The 19812-nt window shown below is 61.5% G+C and carries 18 protein-coding genes and 1 tRNA gene; 9 read left to right on the top strand and 10 right to left on the bottom strand.

Annotated elements, in window-relative coordinates:
• Positions 1–233: 233 nt before the first annotated feature.
• Positions 234–419 (top strand): hypothetical protein, encoded by a 186-nt coding sequence (locus LDL37_RS12275; protein ID WP_290798691.1) that lies wholly within the window; start codon positions 234–236, stop codon positions 417–419.
• Positions 420–562: 143 nt separating this feature from the next.
• Here LDL37_RS12275 and LDL37_RS12280 read toward each other — a convergent pair whose 3' ends face one another.
• Positions 563–1519: a Gfo/Idh/MocA family oxidoreductase gene (locus LDL37_RS12280; protein WP_290798694.1), complete on the bottom strand. Its 957-nt coding sequence runs from the start codon at positions 1517–1519 to the stop codon at positions 563–565.
• Between the two features lie 183 nt (positions 1520–1702).
• Between LDL37_RS12280 and LDL37_RS12285 the strand changes: the two genes are divergently transcribed.
• Together LDL37_RS12285 and LDL37_RS12290 are read left to right on the top strand one after the other, a co-directional pair.
• The gene (locus LDL37_RS12285; protein ID WP_290798697.1) at positions 1703–2602 is read left to right on the top strand and encodes a cobalamin biosynthesis protein CbiG; all 900 of its coding nucleotides are present in this window, start codon (positions 1703–1705) and stop codon (positions 2600–2602) included.
• Between the two features lie 17 nt (positions 2603–2619).
• Positions 2620–2943, top strand: coding sequence for a YnfA family protein (locus LDL37_RS12290; RefSeq protein ID WP_290798700.1), 324 nt, complete (start codon positions 2620–2622; stop codon positions 2941–2943).
• Here the strand turns inward: LDL37_RS12290 and LDL37_RS12295 are convergent.
• The 7 genes from LDL37_RS12295 to glmU form a co-directional block, all read right to left on the bottom strand.
• On the bottom strand, positions 2918–4288 hold the full coding sequence (locus LDL37_RS12295) for an MATE family efflux transporter (protein WP_290798703.1): 1371 nt from the start codon (positions 4286–4288) through the stop codon (positions 2918–2920). The genes LDL37_RS12290 and LDL37_RS12295 overlap by 26 nt on opposite strands.
• 81 nt (positions 4289–4369) lie before the next feature.
• Positions 4370–6073 carry a Cache 3/Cache 2 fusion domain-containing protein gene (locus LDL37_RS12300; protein ID WP_290798706.1) on the bottom strand — a complete coding sequence of 568 codons (1704 nt, stop codon included), beginning with the start codon at positions 6071–6073 and terminating at the stop codon, positions 4370–4372.
• 137 nt (positions 6074–6210) lie between these two features.
• Entirely contained in the window at positions 6211–7584 is a 1374-nt protein-coding gene (locus tag LDL37_RS12305) for a class II 3-deoxy-7-phosphoheptulonate synthase (RefSeq protein ID WP_290798709.1), read from the bottom strand.
• Between the two features lie 114 nt (positions 7585–7698).
• Positions 7699–8979 carry an O-antigen ligase family protein gene (locus LDL37_RS12310; RefSeq protein ID WP_290798712.1) on the bottom strand — a complete coding sequence of 427 codons (1281 nt, stop codon included), beginning with the start codon at positions 8977–8979 and terminating at the stop codon, positions 7699–7701.
• A gap of 242 nt (positions 8980–9221) precedes the next feature.
• The gene (gene gor / locus LDL37_RS12315; protein WP_290798715.1) at positions 9222–10598 is read right to left on the bottom strand and encodes a glutathione-disulfide reductase; all 1377 of its coding nucleotides are present in this window, start codon (positions 10596–10598) and stop codon (positions 9222–9224) included.
• A gap of 11 nt (positions 10599–10609) precedes the next feature.
• Positions 10610–11302 carry a ribose-5-phosphate isomerase RpiA gene (gene rpiA / locus LDL37_RS12320; protein WP_290798718.1) on the bottom strand — a complete coding sequence of 231 codons (693 nt, stop codon included), beginning with the start codon at positions 11300–11302 and terminating at the stop codon, positions 10610–10612.
• A gap of 3 nt (positions 11303–11305) precedes the next feature.
• On the bottom strand, positions 11306–12670 hold the full coding sequence (gene glmU, locus LDL37_RS12325; protein ID WP_290798721.1) for a bifunctional UDP-N-acetylglucosamine diphosphorylase/glucosamine-1-phosphate N-acetyltransferase GlmU: 1365 nt from the start codon (positions 12668–12670) through the stop codon (positions 11306–11308).
• Between the two features lie 91 nt (positions 12671–12761).
• Here glmU and LDL37_RS12330 point away from each other — a divergent pair, with 91 nt between their 5' ends.
• Both LDL37_RS12330 and LDL37_RS12335 read left to right on the top strand, forming a co-directional pair.
• Positions 12762–13448, top strand: coding sequence for an HAD-IA family hydrolase (locus tag LDL37_RS12330; protein WP_290798724.1), 687 nt, complete (start codon positions 12762–12764; stop codon positions 13446–13448).
• A gap of 55 nt (positions 13449–13503) precedes the next feature.
• A tRNA-Val gene (locus LDL37_RS12335) sits at positions 13504–13578 on the top strand.
• Positions 13579–13853: 275 nt separating this feature from the next.
• Here the strand turns inward: LDL37_RS12335 and LDL37_RS12340 are convergent.
• Together LDL37_RS12340 and LDL37_RS12345 are read right to left on the bottom strand one after the other, a co-directional pair.
• Positions 13854–14303, bottom strand: coding sequence for a hypothetical protein (locus tag LDL37_RS12340; RefSeq protein WP_126420685.1), 450 nt, complete (start codon positions 14301–14303; stop codon positions 13854–13856).
• Positions 14304–14525: 222 nt separating this feature from the next.
• A complete protein-coding gene (locus LDL37_RS12345) occupies positions 14526–16370 on the bottom strand; it encodes a monovalent cation:proton antiporter-2 (CPA2) family protein (RefSeq protein ID WP_290798729.1) in 1845 nt (614 codons plus the stop codon).
• A 129-nt stretch (positions 16371–16499) separates the two neighbouring features.
• On the opposite strand from LDL37_RS12345, the gene LDL37_RS12350 reads away from it, so the two are divergent.
• From LDL37_RS12350 to LDL37_RS12365, 4 genes are all read left to right on the top strand, one after another.
• On the top strand, positions 16500–17315 hold the full coding sequence (locus tag LDL37_RS12350) for an N-formylglutamate amidohydrolase (RefSeq protein ID WP_290798732.1): 816 nt from the start codon (positions 16500–16502) through the stop codon (positions 17313–17315).
• A 34-nt stretch (positions 17316–17349) separates the two neighbouring features.
• The gene (folD, locus tag LDL37_RS12355; protein WP_290798735.1) at positions 17350–18255 is read left to right on the top strand and encodes a bifunctional methylenetetrahydrofolate dehydrogenase/methenyltetrahydrofolate cyclohydrolase FolD; all 906 of its coding nucleotides are present in this window, start codon (positions 17350–17352) and stop codon (positions 18253–18255) included.
• Positions 18256–18258: 3 nt separating this feature from the next.
• Positions 18259–19488 carry an FAD-dependent oxidoreductase gene (locus tag LDL37_RS12360; RefSeq protein ID WP_290798738.1) on the top strand — a complete coding sequence of 410 codons (1230 nt, stop codon included), beginning with the start codon at positions 18259–18261 and terminating at the stop codon, positions 19486–19488.
• Positions 19489–19573: 85 nt separating this feature from the next.
• A partial coding sequence (locus LDL37_RS12365; protein ID WP_290798741.1) for a CoA-transferase occupies positions 19574–19812 on the top strand: 239 nt, incomplete at its 3' end.

Raw genomic sequence — 19812 nt, forward strand, 5'->3', positions numbered from 1 at the left:
CTCGGTCTTTACCTGTCTGGTGGTGCTGCACGAACTGCTGTTCCTGCGGCCGGCGCTTTGAGGTTTTTCACGGCAAACTCTTTATTTTTCACCCTGTGCGCGAATGTTGACGGGCGACTTCCCGACTTCGGTGCAACGCCGCAAAAAAATCCTTAACGCCCCATTGATCTCATCACAAATGTTTGAATAACTGCGGATAGGATGCGGAACCGGGGTAAACGCGCGGGTATTTCATGAAACTGACGGCAACGACAATCTTGCTGTTTCTGATCTCGGTGAGCCTCGTGTTCGCCAGTCTGATCGGCTATTTCCGCCCGTTCGAGGGCGAAGGCGTCGATTTCATGACCCAGTACAAATATGTGCTGATGGGTGCGGGTTATGCCGTGCTGGCCTTTGCCGTGATTTTCAAAAGCCGGTAAGATTTAGCCACGAACGGCACGAAAAACACGAATGCCGAGCGGCAACTCTGTTCGTGCCCAAAGTACATTCGATGTGCGGGCGTATTTATGGCATCAGGCGCTTCGCGCGAAACATCCCCACAAAGACGTTCATGATATGAGTCCTAAGCCTCGTCCTTACCCGACACGGCGTCATCAATCGCCAGCGCCAGACACAGGGCTTTCAGCGCCTCTTCGCCGGTCGCCAGAGGCTTATCGCGCTGTCCCGCTACCGTATCGAGGAAACGAAACACGCTGGTCCCCAGCGGGTCACGCGCAATATCGGCCTGCGCAAAGTCGGGATTGAGATCGAACGGCGTGCCGTTTTCAAACTTGCGGTTCAGCAGGTCGATGAACACTTCCCCCGACGGATAGACCAGCCGCATGGTGCGTTCGCGCGCCTCGGCCATGCGCGACGCCGCAAAAGTCGCCACAAAGCCGTCGTCGAACTTGACCTCGGCCGAGACCTCATCGGCGCCCACGGCCGTGTATCCGGCCTCTTCACGAAAGCGCGCCGATACCTCGACACCGCCGGCCTCTCCGGCGGCCAGGGTCAGCCCCAGATCGAGGTCGTGGATCATCAGATCAAGCACCACCGACACGTCGAGATTGCGCGTCGAAACCGTGCCATTGCGCACGGCTTCCATGCGCAGCGGACGTTCCGGCACCGCGTAAAGCCCCATGGCCTCAAACACAGCACGCTCCTGATGACCGCAGGCCAGCACCACGCCCTTTTCGGCGGCCAAAGCAACCATGGCGTCACCGTCTTCGACCGTGATAGCCAGCGGCTTTTCGACATAGGTGTGCACCCCCGCCGCCAGTGCCTTCAGCGCGACCTGAGCGTGGGCAAAGGCCGGGACGGCCACGGTAATGACATCCAGTTCGGCCAGAAACGCCTCGAACTCATCGCCGCCAAAAGCCTTGACGCCCAGCTTTTCAGCCGCGGCCTCGGCGCGAGATTTATCGAGATCGTAGATACCCACAAAGCGAACACGGCCGGCCGCTTCGGCCTCCTTGTACTTGTTGGCGTGATACCCCCCGAAAACGCCGGCACCGGCGACCCCTGCGCGTAGGACGGTCATGAGCCTCACACCCTTGTAAGCATTGAACTGCGCCCGTTGTACACAGGATTTCCCCCCTTGTGTAACCATAAAAGCGGTATTCGCGCCGACAATGCACAGTTTAGGGTTTGGCCACGCCGCCACCTTGGGCTAAAAGCGCCCGATTGTTTGCCCCCGTATTTGTCCCCGTATCGGAGTAGCCCTATGGCGCGTCTTTTCGGAGCCTATGTGATCGTTGACTGGAGCGCCGCCGAGGGCAAGAAGACCGGCGAGTCTTCGGTATGGATCGGGGTGATGAAGCGCGATGTGCGCTTTCGCCTGTCCTACGAAGGGCATAATCCGGCTACGCGCGCCGAAGCCGTTGCGCTTCTGAAAACCCTCCTCGCCGATCTGCACAAGCGCGGCGACCGGGTTTTCGTAGGATTCGATTTTAATTTCGGCTTCCCGCGCGGCACGGCGGCCAAGCTCGGCCTCGAGGGCTGGGCCCAGATGTGGGACTTCCTCGTCAAGAACGTCGTCGATAAACCCGACAACACCAATAACCGCTTTGCGGTCGCCGCCAAGATGAACCGGCTGATGACCGATGAGACCTATCCCTTCTGGGGCTGCCCCAAGAGCGCGGCGCAGAAGTGGCTTTCGACGCTGAAACCCGCCTCTTACGGCGACTTCCCGGAGTTTCGCCTGACCGAAGAGGCGGCGCGCAAGCTCGGCAAATCGTCACAGGCCAAGAGCGTGTGGCAGATGCACGGCGCGGGCGTGGTCGGCGGTCAGACCCTGCTGGGGATTCCGGCGGTGCGCGCCGTAAAGACGGCCCTTGACGGCAAGGCGGTCATCTGGCCGTTTGATACTGGCTTTGGCGCGTTAAACGAAGAAACGCTGGACGGCGTGAACACCGTGCTGGCCGAAATCTATCCGTCCCTCTATCCCGGCGTCGCGGAACCCGGCGAAGTCAAGGACGCGACGCAGGTGCGCCTAACGGCCACGGCTCTGGCTGAACTGGACGACAAGGACGCGCTGGCCGCCAAATTCGCCGCCCCGGCCCACCTCAACGCCGACGAAGCCGCCATCGCACTGGGCGAAGAAGGGTGGATTTTGGGGGTCTGATCGGGCAGGCTCAGGGCATGAAACCCCTGCTCATCTATGCCCTCGCGGCCCTGTGCGAAATCGGTGGCTGTTTCAGCCTCTATGCGGTGCTGCGTCTGCACAAGTCGCCGCTGTGGCTGGTGCCGGGCCTGATGTGCCTGATGGCCTTCGCGTCGCTGCTGACCCTGCCCGACAACGGGGCCGCCGGGCGCACCTACGCTGCCTATGGCGCCATCTACATCGCCGCCTCGTTCGGGTGGATGTGGCTGATCGAAAAGCAAAAACCCGACCTGTGGGACGGGTCGGGCTTGCTGGTTTGCCTGATCGGGGCCGGGCTTATTCTGTGGGGACCGCGCGCATAGCGGTCAGGGCCTTCTTGTCCAGCCACATAAAGCGCGCCTGAAGCAGGATGGCCGACACCCAACTGGCCAAAGCCGCCGCATAGATCAGGCCCGGCACCCCCTGCCCGACGTGCAGCGCCAGCCAATAGCCCACCGGCAACATGACCAGCCCGTAGGCGATATAGTGCAGTACCGGTGCCACTACGACGTCCTGACGCGCGCGCAGGGCCTGCGCCGTCACCACCTGCACGCCATCGGGCACAAAAAACAGGCAGGACAGCAAAAGCGCCGCCTGCACCCCGCCGCGCAGGGCGTCGTCCGACGTATAGCCCGACGCGATCCACTGCGACCCGATCAGCACCACCAGACAGACGCCCATCATAAAGGCCGCCGCCGCCGAAAAGCTGACCCGTCCCATGCGCGCCAGCCCCGGCATATCCCCGGCCCCATAGGCGCGCCCGACCAGCACCGAACAGCCGATGGCCAGTCCCATCGGCACCATGAAGACGATGGAGGCAAAGTTGAGCACAATGGCCCACACAGCGACCGCCTCTTCGGAAATGCGCCCGGCAAACAGGGTCATGCCGGCAAAGGCCGCCACCTCGATGAAATAGGAAGCCCCGGCCGCATATCCAATCTGACGCTGTTCGCGCCCGCCCTGCGGGTCAGGTATGTGTCGCTTCAACAGGCCATATTGCGCAATGCCCGGAAGGGTCAGGACATAGACGATCAGCGCCACCATAACGCAGGCGCGCGCGATCAGGGTCGAAAGCGCCGCGCCCATCGCCCCGTCGCTGTCGATGCCGGGAAGGGTCACGACGCCCGGCACCAGCAACAGCAACAGCACGCCATTGATGACATTGCCCGCCCAGGTGAAGACGAGGCCCGGACGGGTCCGCCCCAGCCCCTCGAGAAATTCCGAGCCCGCCACGGCGATCATGTAAAACGGCATGGAGAGGGCGAAGACCAGCAGAGGGCCGGATGCACCATCGGCCATGTCTGGCTTGACGGCCAGATGCAGCAGACCCGGCCCGGCGAGGAACAGTACCACTGCCGCAAAAAGACCAAGGATGATGGCATAGACCATGCCGCGCTGAAACACCGGCCCGATGCGGTGCGGCTCATCGGCCCCGATAAAATGCGCCGTCTTGACCTGAATCCCGACCAGCAGGCCAATCGAGGTGACGAGGAAGATCGAGGTCGGGGCCCAGGCCAGCGAATGATAGCCCAGTTCGGCCGCGCTGTAGTGCCCGACGATCAGCGTGTCCATCAGCCCCATCAGCATGAAGCCGAGACGCGACCCCACCACCGGCCACGACAGATGAAACAGTTCCTTGAAGGCGGCGGTATAAAGAGCTCTGGTCATGCCCCCGCCTGTAGCCGGTTTCGCTTACCGCATCAACGCCGTGATCACGGCTCTGCTGACAGGTAATGACGGTGGTCAGCGCTACGCGGCGCGGCGACCGACAAAGGTCTCTACTGCTGCAGACAGGCTTTGCAGGGCATCGGTCACACGCCGGGCCGTATCATCCAGACGCTGATTGGCTTCGCGCGAATGGGCCACCTGAGCGGCCGCGTCCCGCACAGCCTGTTGCGTGGTGTCGGCATTACGCGCCGCCGTGCAGGCGCCGTTGGAGATGGCCGCCGCCGCCGTACTCTGTTCATAAACCGCACCGTGGATGCCCGCCGACAAGTTCTCGACCTCGGTCAGGACGCCCGTGATCGTGCGGATGGCCTCAACCGTTTCCTGAGTCGCCGTCTGGATGGCGCTGATCTGGCTGACAATATCTTCGGTGGCCTTGGCCGTCTGATTGGCCAGCGACTTGACCTCGGTGGCGACGACGGCAAAGCCCTTGCCCGCATCTCCGGCTCTGGCCGCTTCGATCGTGGCATTCAGCGCCAGCAGATTGGTCTGTTGCGCAATAGCCTGAATGAGATTGACAACATCGCCGATGCGGCCAGCCGCTTCGACCAGTTGTCCCACCTTTTGCGAGGCGAGTTCGCCCTCCTGTCCGGCCTTGCGGATGACGTCCGAGGCACTTTGCACCGACGCCGTGACCTCTTCGATGGTCGCCGCCAGTTGCGTTGTGGCTTCGGCCATATCCGCGACAGAGCCAGAGGCCTGCGCACTCGTCTGCGCCGCCTGTGCCGTGGCGCGCTCGGTCTGGCCACCTATGTCGCGCAGGGTGTGGCTAAGGTCGGTGAAGGTACCTATATCGCTCTTTAGCGTGCCAAACAGGCCGCGCACCTGTTCCAGAAAGCGCTCGACGTCCTGCTGACCGGCATCACGGCGCGCCAGAGCGGCCGCGGTTTCCTCAGCCTGCTGGCGGCGCATGGCCTCGCGTTCGCGGGCGGCCTCGCGCAGGTCCGTAACGGCACGGGCGATCAGGGCAATCTCGTCCTGCCCCGCAGCGTGCGGAATATCACGATCCAGTTGCCCCTGCGCCACGTCGCGGGCCGCCGAGGCAATCCTCTGAATCTTGCCCAGTTCGCGGCCCAGCAGCGGATAAAGCACCGCAATGGTCGCCAGCAGCGTCCCGACCGCAAACCCCAGCAGCAGAAACGCCTGCGCCCACAGGGCCTTGGTAATATCCGCCACCTTGGACACACCAACGAACAGAATGCCGATCACCTCACCCGCACCGTTGCGGATAGGGGCATAGGCGGTCTGGTAATCCTCACCCAGAATGGCGGCCTTGCCAAAATAGGGTTCTCCACGGCTGATCGATGGCCAAGCGGCACTGTCCTTACCCAGATTGGTGCCGACGGCGCGGTTGCCGTCCGGCTTGATGACATTGGTGCTCAGGCGGACAAAGTCGCCGGGCTTTTCCGCATCGACGCCGAATACCGTGACATAGCCCTTGTTGATCTTGCCCGTATCATCGACCAGCGTGTGATCCTCAGGCGGCGTGACGCTCTCGGCGGTGACCGCGGTTACCACCCCATCTGTGATCCCGACCTGCGCACCATTGGCCTGCGCATAGCGATCGGCGGCGACGCGCAGGGACCATTCGAGGTCGCGGCGCACCTGCGCTTCGAGATTGGAGCGAAAGTTGAAAAATTCGATCCCGGCGATGGCGAGTACCGCCACGCTGACACACGCAAATGCTGCCGACAGAATACGGCCGCGCAGGGTAGAAAAAATCGACATGGTACGCCTCAGACAAACGGGAAAGTCTGACTGCGACTATTTGTCGCTATGGTAACCAAGTTATTAAAAGGCAGGGTTGCAAACAAAAAAAGGGCCGCCGAAGCGACCCTTTTCCAAACCAAGCGCTGTGAGCAGGCTCAAGCCGCCTTGGTCACCTTGTCTTTCAGGCCTTGCAGACGCTCGGCCACGAGGAAGCTCAGTTCCAGCGCCTGATCGGCATTGAGGCGCGGATCGCAGTGCGTGTGGTAGCGGTGGCTCAGTTCGTCCTCGCTCAGGGCGTGCGCGCCGCCCAGACATTCGGTAACGTTCTGACCGGTCATCTCAAGGTGCAGGCCACCCGGATGGACGTTTTCCGACGCCGCAATGTCGATGAAGGAACGCACTTCCGACAGGATGCGGTCGAAGGGGCGCGTCTTGTAGCCATTGGCCGCCTTGACGACATTGCCGTGCATGGGGTCGATCGACCACACCACCGGCACGCCGTGTTCGCGCGACGCCTTCATCAGACGCGGCAAGCGCTCAGCCACCTTGTCCGAACCAAAGCGGCCGATCAGGGTCAGGCGGCCCGGAATACCTTCCGGATTCAGCGCGTCGATCAGACGCTTCAGATCGTCGGGTTCCAGCGTCGGGCCACACTTGACGCCGATGGGGTTCTTGATCCCCTGCATGAAGTGGACATGCGCCCCATCGAGCTGACGGGTGCGCTCACCGATCCACAGGAAGTGGGCCGAGGTGTCGTACCAGTCGCCGGAGGTCGAATCGACGCGCGTCAGGGCCTGCTCGTAATTGAGCAGCAGCGCTTCGTGCGAGGTGAAGAAATCGACCTGACGGATTTCCTGCGCTTTGTCCGAAGTGATGCCGATGGCCGACATGAAATTCAGCGTCTCGGAAATCTTTTCGGCCAGTTCACGGTAACGCTCACCCTGCGGCGAACCGGACACGAAGCCCAGCGTCCACTTGTGGATGTTGTAGAGGTCCGCATAGCCGCCATTGGCGAAGGCGCGCAGCAGGTTCAGGGTCGAGGACGATTGATGGTAGGCCTTGACCAGACGCTGCGGGTCCGGAATGCGCGCTTCGGGCGTGAATTCCATGCCGTTGATATTGTCGCCGCGATAGCTTGGCAGGGTCACATCGCCGATGGTTTCCACCGGCGAGGAGCGCGGCTTGCCGAACTGACCGGCGATGCGGCCCAGCTTGACCACCGGCTTGCCGCCGGCAAAGGTCAGCACCACGGCCATCTGAAGGATCAGGCGGAAGGTGTCGCGGATATTGTCGGCCGAAAACTCCTTGAAGCTTTCGGCGCAGTCGCCGCCCTGCAACAGGAAGGCTTCGCCATTGGCGACCTTACCCAGCGCAGAGGTCAGGCGACGGGCTTCACCGGCAAAAACCAGCGGCGGCAGCGTGGCGATTTCGGCCTCAGCGGCACGTAACGCCGCCGCATCGGGGTAATCGTCAGGAATGTGGAGCGCGGGGCGCGCGCGCCAGCTATGGGGAGACCAGGACTTGTTCATGGCCGCTATTTAAGCGGAGGGCGAAGCAAACTCAATATCCACAATCATCGAAATCTGCCAAAACCGCTGAGAACACAGTAATTTATAGTATATTCCGCAACTACACCCTGTTTTTCAGACCTTTTGTGAGGCGGTACGCGCCATCAGATAGATGGCTGTTACGAGCGCCATCAGGGCCAGCCACCATTCCTGCCAGATGCCGAAGCTGAGCTGCGCAATGACAAATACTGCCGAAAGCGTCGCCAGCGCATAGGGCCGCGGATCGGTTTGTAGGGAGGCCTCGGCTTTGGACAGTTCGCGTAACTCAGCAAAGCCTGCGGACGGCACTTCCGGGGCCCCGCGCCCGATGCGCAGAACCAGCAAAACCCACACCGCTGCCAGCAGGAACAGGCCGATATACCCCAGTTCCAGCCCGACCTGTATCGACATATTGTGCGGATGCAACGGGATAGATTTGCCGAAATGGCGACTGGCGTCGAAGCCCCAGCCCAGAAACGGCTTCTGCAGGATCTTCTGCGCCGCATACTCCCAGATATCGAGGCGCGCATCCCATGAGGCGGGTAGAAACTGACGCACATTGTCCCCCCAGCCCAGACGCCGGATAAGGTCGATGATCAGGGGGGTGAACAGGATTTTCAAGCCGACCAATACGGCCATGACCTTGTAGATACCTATGCCAGCGATGACCGGAAAACGGCGCACAATCCAGAACACGGCTCCGGATATGATCAAGGCCATCAGCGGCGCACTCCCCCCGGTCACCAGCGGCGCGATAATACAGGCGGCCAGCGCAACGAGCTTAACCACGCGCAACCGGTGCTCTCCGGCCAGCATGAGGGGCCAGTAAAGTAGCACGAAGGCATAGGTGGCAAGCGACACCTTGACCATGGCGAGGTCGGGGCGAATGGGTTTATAGAGCGCTGCCGACACGGCCTGATAGAGGCGCGCGCCCGACAGGGCATCGACAATGATCAGGCCACACAGGCCGATATAGGCGTACAGCATCACGTTCATCAGGCCGGACGCCGTTTTGGGCTTCATAGCCCAGGCTGCCAAAATCAAAGCGCCGTACCACAGGGGCTGAAGCATGATCTTCAGCCATTCCTGATCTTCCCAGGTCTTGTACTGGCTGAAATCAGCCCCGCTATTGAGATCGTAAAGCAGGGTCGAACGCAACACCAGCCACAGCAACAGGACCAGCAGTACCACGCCAATCCAGCCAAAACGACCTGCATAGCGCCAGTACCCCAGTAGCAGCAGCCCGCCAAAGGTCGCCGTCAGCGCATAGCCCAGCGGTCCGGCATAGGTAAAGAACGCCAGAAAGACGAGCGTGATCCCCATGATCACACCCGTGTAGGAGGGCAACGGCAACTTTGAAGCTTTGGTCGGGGTCATGTGAACAATCTTTTCGCGAACGCCCCGCTCATAGGTCCGAATTGGTGCAGGAATAAGACAAAAATTGCTGCGCCGCAATATTTATCCCCAAGCTTAGGGCGGAATGATTTCCAATAGAATCATTCCGCTCAAGCCGCCATTGAGGCGGCGGCCAAGGTGGCGAAGCCACCGCCCGGCGAGGGACTAAACAAAAGCTGGATCATTATGTTTCCACCAGAAATCATAATGATCTAGAGCCAAGCTTACGCCATCCGCTTGTCCCTGAGCGTGACGAACTCTTCCGCGGCCGTCGGGTGTACGGCGCAGGTGGCGTCCCACTGGGCCTTGGTCAGGCCCGCCTTCACGGCGATACCGGCCATCTGGATGATTTCCGCCGAGTCCGGCCCCACCATGTGCGCGCCCAGCACGATATCGGTCTTGTGATCGACGATCAGCTTCATCAGGGTGCGGCTTTCGCCCGCCACAAAGGCCGTCTTCATCGGCTTGAAGCGCGCCGTATAGATATCGACGCGGATACCGCGCGCCACGGCGTCCTGTTCGGTGAGGCCCACCGTGCCGATCTGCGGCTGCGAAAAGACCGCCGTGGGGATATTGGCGTAGTCATAGGCCGTCGGATTGTCTTTGAACGCCGTCTCGACAAAGGCCACGGCCTCGCGGATGGCCACCGGCGTCAGGTTGCAGCGATTGGTGACGTCACCCACGGCAAAGATATGCTCAACCGCGGTGCGCGAATAGGCATCGACTACCACCGCGCCATCGCGGTCCAACTCAACCCCGACCTCGGTCAGGCCCAGCCCGTCCGTATGCGGGCGGCGGCCGGTGGCATAGAGCACCTTATCGACCGTCAGTTCGGTGTCATCGGTCAGGGTAATCCTGATGCCCTTATCGGTTTTTTCCAGTTTTTTGGGGTCGGCGTGGCACATGACCTTGATGCCCTTTTTGCCGATCTCCTGCGTCAGGTGCTCGCGCACCTCCTGATCGAAGGCACGCAGGATCTGATCGCCTCGATAGAGGATGTGCGTATCGACGCCAAAGCCGTTCATGACGCCCGCAAATTCGACGGCAATATAACCGCCGCCGACGATGGCGATGGACTTCGGCAGCTTATCCAGCAGGAACATGTCGTTAGAGGTGATGGCCAGTTCATGCCCTTCGACCGCTTCCGGAACGAAGGGCTGCCCCCCGACGGCGATCAAGATGGTTTTGGCGGTCACCTCATAGGGCGTGTCGCCATTGGTCGGCGTCAGATGCACCGTATGCGGCCCGGTGAACTTCGCCCAGGCGGGGATCAGGTCCGCCCCGGCTTTGACCAGATTGGCGGCATAGATGTCGGACAGGCGCGACACCTCAGCCAGATTGGCATTGCGGAACTTGGTCCAGTCAAAGCGGCCCGTCTGCGCCTCCCAGCCGAAGCCGCGCGCATAGGCCACCTGCTCCGGCACTTCGGAGGCATAGACCATGAACTTTTTGGGGACGCAGCCGCGCACCACGCAGGTGCCGCCCGGCTTGTCGCCTTCGGCCACGCCGACCTTGAGGCCCAGTTGCGCGCTCAGCCGCGCCGCACGCACCCCGCCGGAGCCGGCCCCCAGCACAAAAAGATCATAGTCGAATGTGGACATGTCGCGCTTTCTTACGGATGGAGGATATCGACGCCGCTATCGGTGCCGATCAGCGCAATGTCAGCCAGATCGAGGAACAGGCCGTGGTCGACGACCCCCGTGGTGGCTTTCAGCGCGCTGGCCAGTCCGGAAGGATCAGGGATCGCCCCGCACGGCACGTCAAAGATAAGATTGCCGCCGTCGGTCACAAAGGGCTCACCGCCTTTTTTCCGTAAAACCGGCAATTTGGCGATGTCAAACTCGCTAAGCACGTCGCAGATGCGGTTGATCGTGCCCTTATAGGCAAAGGGTTCGACTTCAATCGGCAGGGCAAAGGCCCCCAGCGTGCCCACGTGCTTGGCCGCATCGGCGATGACGATGCAGCGGTCGGCCATTTCCCAGATCAGCTTTTCCCGCAAAAGCGCGCCGCCGCCGCCCTTGATCAGGGCCAGCCCGGCCCCGATTTCGTCCGCGCCATCGACGCAGACATCCAGCTTGCCCACATCGTTGATATCCTTGATCTCCAGCCCCAGAGACTGCGCCAGATGCGTCGTCTGGTTCGAGGTGGAAACGAGCGTCAGCTTCAACCCGCCCTGCACGGCGTCGGCCACAGCCTTGACGAACCAGGCGGCCGTGGAGCCGGTCCCAAGCCCGACCTTCATGCCGTTTTCGATATGGTCAATGGCGGCCAGCCCGGCGGCCTGTTTCTGCGTATCGGCGGACATGACTTAACCTTTCTTTTGGGCGGCTTTTTCCGCCGCCTTGCGTTCACGGAAGGCCCTGGCCCATCCGGCCTTTTCGGTCTGGCGCGAACGCTCGAAGGCCAGTGCGTCAGCGGGCACATCCTCCGTAATCACCGAACCCGACCCGGTGATGGCCCCGGCCCCCACCGTCACCGGCGCGACCAGCGAGGCGTTAGAGCCGACAAAGGCCCCTTCGCCGATCACCGTGCGATGTTTGAAATAGCCATCATAGTTACAGAAGATGGTGCCCGCACCGATATTCGCCTTCGCGCCCACCTCGCCATCGCCCAGATAGCTGAGGTGATTGGCCTTGGCCCCCTCACCGATCCTGACGTTCTTCACCTCGACGAAATTGCCGATGTGCACGTCCTTGCCGATATCGGCCCCCGGACGCAGGCGGGCATAGGGACCGATCAGCGCCCCTTCGGCGACGCTGGCCCCCTCGAGGTGCGAAAAGGCGCGGATCACCGCCCCTGAGGCAACGCTCACCCCTTCGGCGAAGACGACATTGGGTTCGACCACCACGCCCGGCGCGATGTGCGTATCCCACGACAGGAAAACGGTCTCCGGCGCGGGCATGGTCACGCCGTTCAGCATCAGGGCCTTGCGCCGGCGCGATTGCCAGATGGCTTCGGCCGCCGCCAGTTCGACCTGAGAATTGACGCCCGTGACGTCCTCTTCGGCTACGAAACAAACCTTGGGTTTCAGCCCGCGTCCTTTGGCAATGCCCACCACGTCGGTCAGGTAATATTCGCCCTTGGCATTATCGTTATTCACCTCATCCAGCAGGGCGAACAGGGTGGCGCGATCCGCCGCCAGCACGCCGGAATTGCAGGCGCGGATAGCCAGTTGCTCCGACGTCGCCTCCTTGGCCTCGACGATGGCGCTAAGGTCGTCCGCGCCTTCGATGACCAGACGGCCATAGGCCCCCGGATCGGCGGCCTCAAAACCCAGCACCGCCAGATCGGCGCTCTCGGCCAGATCGAACACGGTCTTGAGCGTCTGCGTGTCAATCAGCGGGCAATCGGCATAGGAGACCACGACCTGACCATCGAAATCGCTAAGCGCCGCCCTGGCCGCCAGCACCGCATGACCGGTCCCCAGCGGCGGGTCCTGCACCACCACGCTGTCGGCCCCCAGGCGCTGACGCGTGCTGTCGCCGACCTGCGGCGAATGCGCCCCGACCACGACGATGATGCGCTCACAGTTCAGCCCTTCGGCCGCATCGATGGCCAGGTCCATCATGGCCCGACCGGCTACCCGGTGCAGCACCTTGGGCAGCGGCGATTTCATGCGCGTGCCCTGCCCAGCCGCCAGAATGATGGCGGCGCGTTTGCGGTTTTGGCTCATTGTCGTGATTCACCTGTTGCCGTTTGGCTCGATTTAGACCAAAGCACCGGCGAATTGAACGTGAAAAACACCCGCCGGAGCGATTTTGCCCATGACGACCCTTCCCGACCTGAGCGGATACGGTATCGCCTTCGATCTCGATGGCACGCTGGTGGAAACCGCACCGGACATTATCGGCACGCTGAACGCCATTCTGGCCGAATACGACGTGCCGCCCTTCCCTTACGAAGCGGCGCGCAGTCTGGTCGGGCGCGGGGCGCGCTCATTAATCCAGCGCGGCTTTGCGGCAGCTAATGTCCCGCTCAGCGAAGAGGCCGAACTGCCCATGGTCGGGCGCTTTCTCGACCTCTATCGCGACCGCATTGATCAGGAAAGCCACGCCTTCGCGGGGCTTGAGGCCGCTCTGGATCAACTGAGCGCCGCGGGTGCGAAGCTGGCCGTCTGTACCAACAAGCCGACGGCCCTGTCGGAACTGCTGCTGACCAAACTCGGCCTGATCGGGCGTTTCGGCTCGGTGCGCGGGGCGGATAGCGTGCCGGTCAAAAAACCCGATCCCGGTCACCTGAAGGCCTGCGCCGACGATCTCGGCCTGCCGCTGGAAAAAATGCTGCTGATCGGCGATTCCGAAACCGACTATCTGACGGCGCAAAACGCGGGCGTCCCCTGTGTGCTGGTCAGCTTTGGCTATTGCGACACCCCGATGGAGGCGATGTCACCGGCCGCCCTGATCGACCATTTCGACGAACTGCCCACAGCCATCGCCTCTATCCTGCGATAAAAGCTCTTGTCAGGGCGGCGCGCAGCGACTAATAAGCGCGCTCCCTGCTTTGGATGGACGCGTAGCTCAGCGGGAGAGCATTCGCTTCACACGCGAAGGGTCACAGGTTCAATCCCTGTCGCGTCCACCATTTCTCATCCACAATCGACATAAATGCTCTCAAACCGTTGTCTCCTAACGGCTTTCAGCATTCGTGCGTCATCGTCTCCCCACGGTCTCATGACGATTGTGCGGATGGAGTGTTACGATTCGATGGTCCGGTAAGCCAGAATCTCTCAACAGAATCAGCAGCTAACGGCTTACAGCCTGTTAAGATTCTGTGCGTTCACCATCGGTTTGGCATCGACTTACTGACCCTCCACAAAACGATCCGTCCTCGGACGATGATCAAGGTTCAGTACAGGGTTACTTCTGAACATACTTATGGAAAATCTCGCCGCCCTTGGTGACGGAGTAATGGTAAGGCTTGCCGCAGCCGGCGCGTGATTTACCGAGGGTGCCGTCCCGGTTCGGGTAATATTCTTGCTTATGTACGAAATCGACGAACATGATGTCGGTATAGTGTTTGCCACCATATGACTCCGACTGCTGGCCCCGCGTCAGCGCCCGCCAACACTCCGGGTTATTGCCGGTCTTGGCAAAATCTTCGTAGACCTTACTCAAAGCGGGTATCCAATCGGCGGGCAGCTTAGCCCAATGCGGATCAGTGTCATCATAGAAATTATCGTGGATGATCCGGCGCTTTGTCTCGGCATCCACTTGCTGCTGCGTTTGCGCGACGACGGGCGACGACATAAGCAGGATCGCGCCCGATACCATCGCCATCGACGCCAAAACGCGGTTCCATACCTTCATCGTTCATCCCCCTGTTGTTATTAACGCTGAAACTATGGCTGATCGAGTGCCGGGTCAATGACCTGACCGGTTATCTCGATCCGACCAGCGCAACGTCAGGACGCGTCGATAAAAACACGAGATATCGACATGAGAAGCATGCCTCCCTCACTGCGCGAACTATTAAGTTTTACTGAGCTGTTGTAGGACAATTCGCCGTAAATCACCCTAATCCGGACAAGCCTAAGCCGTCTTGGTCGCTTCGGCGCTGTCGGACTCGTCGTCGGTTAGGATGCGCTCCAGTTCCTTCTGGCTCAGGCGCGTGAAGTTGACCAGATCGGGCTCGGAGTCAAAAAAGGCAAAGGATTTTCGCAGCGTCACAATGTCGTGTTGTAAGAAGGCCTGCGCCCGGCGTTCGACCTGGGCCTTGGGCGCGCCCATGCTGATCAGGGCTTCGCGCGCCAGCGCCATCGACGAGTCCAGCGTTTCGCGGTGGTAGTAGTCCACCCCCGCCCGGTCCAGCTCATAGGCGTGGCGGCGATTGCGGGCGCGGGCGAACACCTTGAGGTGCGGGAAGTTTTCCTTGGCCAGTTGCACGATCTTCACCGCGCCTTCGGCATCGTCAATGGCGACGATCAGCATCCGCGCCTGATCGGCCCCGGCGCTGCGCAGCACGTCCAGTCGCGTCGCGTCGCCGAAATAGGCCCGATTGATACCAAAGCGTTGCAGAAGCTCGATCTGGTCCGGATTGTTCTCCAGAATGGTCACTGTCACGCCCTGCGAGCGCAGGAAACGGCCGATGATCTGACCGAAGCGACCGAACCCGGCGATGATGACGCTGTTGCGTTCTTCGATGGCATCTGGCGCGCGTTCAGGCAGGAGCGACAGAAAGCGCGGCACGACATAGCGCGTAAACAGCTCAAGGCAGATCGGGGTGATGCCGATGGAAATAGCCACCACCAGCGTCAGGAAGCGGCGCAGATCGGGCGTCAGAAGGCCTAACTGCCCCGACAACTGAAACAGCACAAAGGCGAACTCCCCGCCTTGCGCCAGAGACAGGGCCAGCCCCGACCCAGCGATATTGTCCATGCCGAACCGCCGCGCCAGAGCGTATAGAATCAAGCCCTTAATGGCCATCAGCCCTACGACCGCCAGCATAAGCTGCACCGGCTGGGTCAGCAGACGATCAACGTCCATACCCATGCCGACCGAGATGAAAAACAGGCCGAGTAACAGCCCCTTGAACGGCTGAATGTCGGTTTCAATCGTCGTCTTATAGGGAGAGTTGGCCAGAACGACGCCACCCAGAAACGCGCCCAACGCCGGGGATACGCCGACCAGTTGCATCAGCAGCGTCACCCCGACGACCAGCGCCAGAGAGGTGGCCGTAAACACTTCGCGCAGATTGGTGCGCGCGATACGCGGCAGGAAGTAGCGCGACAGAAGCTGCCCGCCGGCAATGACCATGGCGATGGTGGACAGGCCCGCCAGCGCCTGCGCCCACACCGGCAGGTGTTCCACCAGACTGGCCCCATGCGCGGCCGGGGCCTGCCCGCCCCCTACCGCCAGCAGCGGGATGATGATCAGGATGGGGATGACGGCAATGTCCTGAAACAGCAGGACGGAGAAGGTGGTTTCACCGACCTGGGTCTGCATCAGGTGTTTTTCTTCCAGCATCTGAAGCACCAGCGCCGTGGACGACATGGACAGCGCCATGCCGATGGCCAGCGCCGTCTGCCAACTCAGATTAAATCCGAACTTGCCGAGCGCCAGAATCGCTCCCATCAGGGCCAGCGAGCACAACACCACCTGAAGCCCGCCCATCCCAACAATGGTGCGCCGCAGCCGCCACAAGAGCGCGGGTTCCAGCTCAAGGCCGATAAGGAACATCATCATCACCACGCCGAATTCGGCAAAGTGCATGGTCGAGGTGACGCGGTCGATAAAGCCCAGACCCGATGGCCCGATCAGGATACCGGCGATGAGATAGCCCAGCACCGCCCCCAGCTTGAATCGCGCCGCCAGCGGCACGACCAGACAGGCCGCCGCCAGAAACACAAACACATTCAGCAGTAATCCCGTATCCACGTGCCGTCTCCGCAATCGTCGTCAGAAGATAGGGGCGTTCGGGGGGCTTTCACAATAGCTTGACTGGCAAAAAGCCTTCGTAAGACCGCTGCGGTTGACAGTCTGTCGCCGGTCGTCTCAACTGTGATCATGAGTGACCCTTCGTCTCCGGACCTCTTCACCCTGACCGAACGCGGCGGACCGCTGGTTATTGCTGCGCCGCATGTCGGGACATATCTGCCGCCGGACATCGCGGCCCGGCTCAATCCGGTGGGTTTATCGGTGATGGAGACGGACTTCCACGTCCATCGCCTGTACGATTTTGCGGCAGAGCTTGAGGCGACGACCCTGTTTGCCACCCATTCGCGCTATGTGGTCGATCTCAACCGCGATCCGCACTCTTCGCCCCTCTATCCGGGGATGTTTGAAACCGGCCTGTGCCCGTTGAGCGATTTCGACCGCAACCCCATCTATCTCGAAGGGCAGGAACCAAGCCTTGCCGAGACCGAACAGCGGCGTTTTCAGTACTGGTTCCCCTATCACGCCCGACTGGAAGAGGTGCTGGAGGCGACGCGCCAGCGCCACGGGTTTGCGCTGCTGATCGACGCCCATTCGATCCGCCCGTCCATCCCGCTGCTGTTTGACGGTGCGCTTCCCGATCTCAGCTTCGGCTCCGATAGCGGGCGCACCCTGCCACCCGTGGTGATCAAGGCTCTGCGAGGCTGGATGCAGCGCACGACCGACTGGACCAGCGTGCTCGACGGGCGTTTCAAGGGCGGCTTCACCACGCGCGGTCACGGCCGCCCCGAAGACCACATCTACGCCCTGCAAATCGAGATCGTGCAAAGCTGCTATCTCGACATGAACGACCCCACCCGTTTCGACCCGCAACGCGCCCGGCCTTTGTCGCAAACGCTGAAACCGCTGCTGGAGACCTTGATTTCGGCGGCAAAACAGGCCAAGTGAGCCGCGAAATTTCCAAGCTTCTCCGGAGAGCCTCATGAGCGCGCGCGGCAATATTATCGACGGCTTCGGCTACGCCAAAGGTTTGCGCGAACGCATCGCCGGGCGAGTGGCGACGCTTAAGGCCGAACACGGCCTGACGCCCTGTCTGGTGGTGGTGATCGTCGGCGAAGACCCGGCCAGCCAGATCTATGTGAAGAACAAGGGTGAGACGACGAAGGCCGTTGGCATGGAAAGCCGCACCATCGTCCTGCCGGCGGACACGACCGAGGCCGATCTGCTGAAACTGATCGGCGAACTGAATGCCGATTCCGGCGTCAACGGCATACTGGTGCAACTGCCCCTGCCGGCGCACATGTCGTCACTAAAGGTCATCGACGCCATTGATCCGCTGAAGGATGTCGATGGCTTCCATGTGCAGAATGCCGGGCGTCTGGCGGTGGGCCTCGACGCCATTGTCCCCTGCACGCCGCTGGGCTCGTTGATGCTGCTGAAGGACGCGCTGAAAACGCACGGGGACGGCAATCTGTCGGGCCTCAATGCCGTGATCGTCGGGCGCTCCAACATCGTGGGCAAGCCGATGGCGCAGCTTCTGCTCAATGAAAACTGCACCGTGACGATCGCCCATTCGCGCACAACCAATCTGCCAGAGCTGTGCCGCACCGCTGATGTGCTGGTCGCCGCGGTCGGGCGTCCAAAATTCATTCAGGGCGACTGGGTGAAGGACGGGGCCTATGTGATCGACGTCGGCATCAACCGCATCGAGGTCGAGGGCAAAAGCAAGATCGTCGGCGATGTCGATTTCGACGCCGCCCTGCCGCGCGCCACGGCCATCACGCCGGTGCCCAAGGGCGTCGGTCCGATGACCATTGCCTGCCTGCTCAACAATACCCTGCAAGCGGCCTGCGTGCAGCACGGCCTGCCCGTCCCCGGCGACCTGTAAAACATGAGCGCGGGCGTCGTCATCATCGGGGCAGGCCACGCCGGCGGATCGGCGGCGGCCTTCCTGCGCCAGTACGGCTACGAAGGTCCGATCACCCTGATCGGGGACGAACCGCACCTGCCCTATCAGCGCCCGCCCCTGTCGAAGGCTTGGCTGAAGGGCGAGGCGTCGGGCGACGACCTCTATCTGCGGACGCAGGACTTCTATGACGAAGCGAATATCGCCGTCTGGCTTGAGCGCCGCGTCGAAGCCATTGATACGGCAGGCAAGACCGTCACCATCGACGGTGATCCCATCGGCTATGAGCACCTGATCATCGCCACCGGCTCAAAGGCGCGGCCCTTCGGCTGTCCCGGTGCCGAGGGTACGCCTTATCATCTGCTGCGCACCATTGCCGATGCCGAATGGCTCAAGCCACACCTGAGGGCCGGGCAGCGCATCGGCCTGATCGGCGCGGGCTATGTGGGGCTGGAAGTCGCCGCCTCCGCGCGCAAGCTGGGCAGCGCGGTGACGGTGCTTGAGCGCGAAAGCCGCATTCTGGCGCGCGTCGCCTCGCCCGTTCTGTCGGAGGCCTTTACGCGCATCCACCGCGATAACGGCGTCAACCTGATCACCGGGGCCGAAGTGGTGCGCGTCAGTGCCGACGATGATCTGCGCCGCGTGCACATGGCCGACGGCGCGGTGCATGAATTCGATGTGCTGCTGGTGGGCATAGGCGCCCTGCCCGCCGATGATCTGGCGCAGGCTTCCGGGATCGTGTGCGCGAATGGTATCGTCGTAGATCCCGAAGCCCGTACCTCGGCCGCGAATGTGTTTGCCATTGGCGACGTGACCTCGCGCGAGGTCAAACCGTGGTACGAGGGCCGCTATCGGCTGGAAAGCGTGCCGAGCGCGCTGGAACAGGCCAAGCAGGCGGCGGCCGCCATCACCGGCTTCAAGGCCCCGCCGCCCGAAGTGCCGTGGTTCTGGTCCGATCAGTACGACTACAAGCTCCAGATCGCGGGCCTGACGCGCCCCGGTGTCAAACTGATCACGCGCGGTGATCCCATGACGGGTGCATTCAGCGTCTTTCACCTGAACGATAGCCAGCAGGTCATCTGCGTCGAAAGCGTCAATCGTCCGGCGGATTTTATGGCGGGCAAGCAATTGATTCATAAGGCTGTAGCAGTGGAAGATAACGTCATCTCCGATGCCGACGCCTCGCTAAAACCCTATTTGCAGACCACCCGCTAAAACCTGCTGCATTGCGGCAATTTACGCATGACAGGGGGTAGGGTTTCGGTCTAGCCTTCATCAGATACGCGAACGGGAGAGACCGATGCCGTCGAAATTATATGCGGACGCGAAGAGTGCGCTGGAGGGGCTGACGTTTGACGGGATGACGGTGATGGCCGGGGGCTTTGGCCTGTGCGGCATCCCGGAAAACCTGATCGCCGCCCTGCGCGACTCAGGCGTGACCGGCATTACCGCCATTTCCAACAATGCCGGGGTCGATGGCTTCGGGCTGGGGATGCTACTCAACACCCGTCAGATCAAAAAGATGATCTCGTCCTATGT

The organism is Asticcacaulis sp. (assembly GCF_020217185.1).
Lineage (GTDB): Bacteria > Pseudomonadota > Alphaproteobacteria > Caulobacterales > Caulobacteraceae > Asticcacaulis.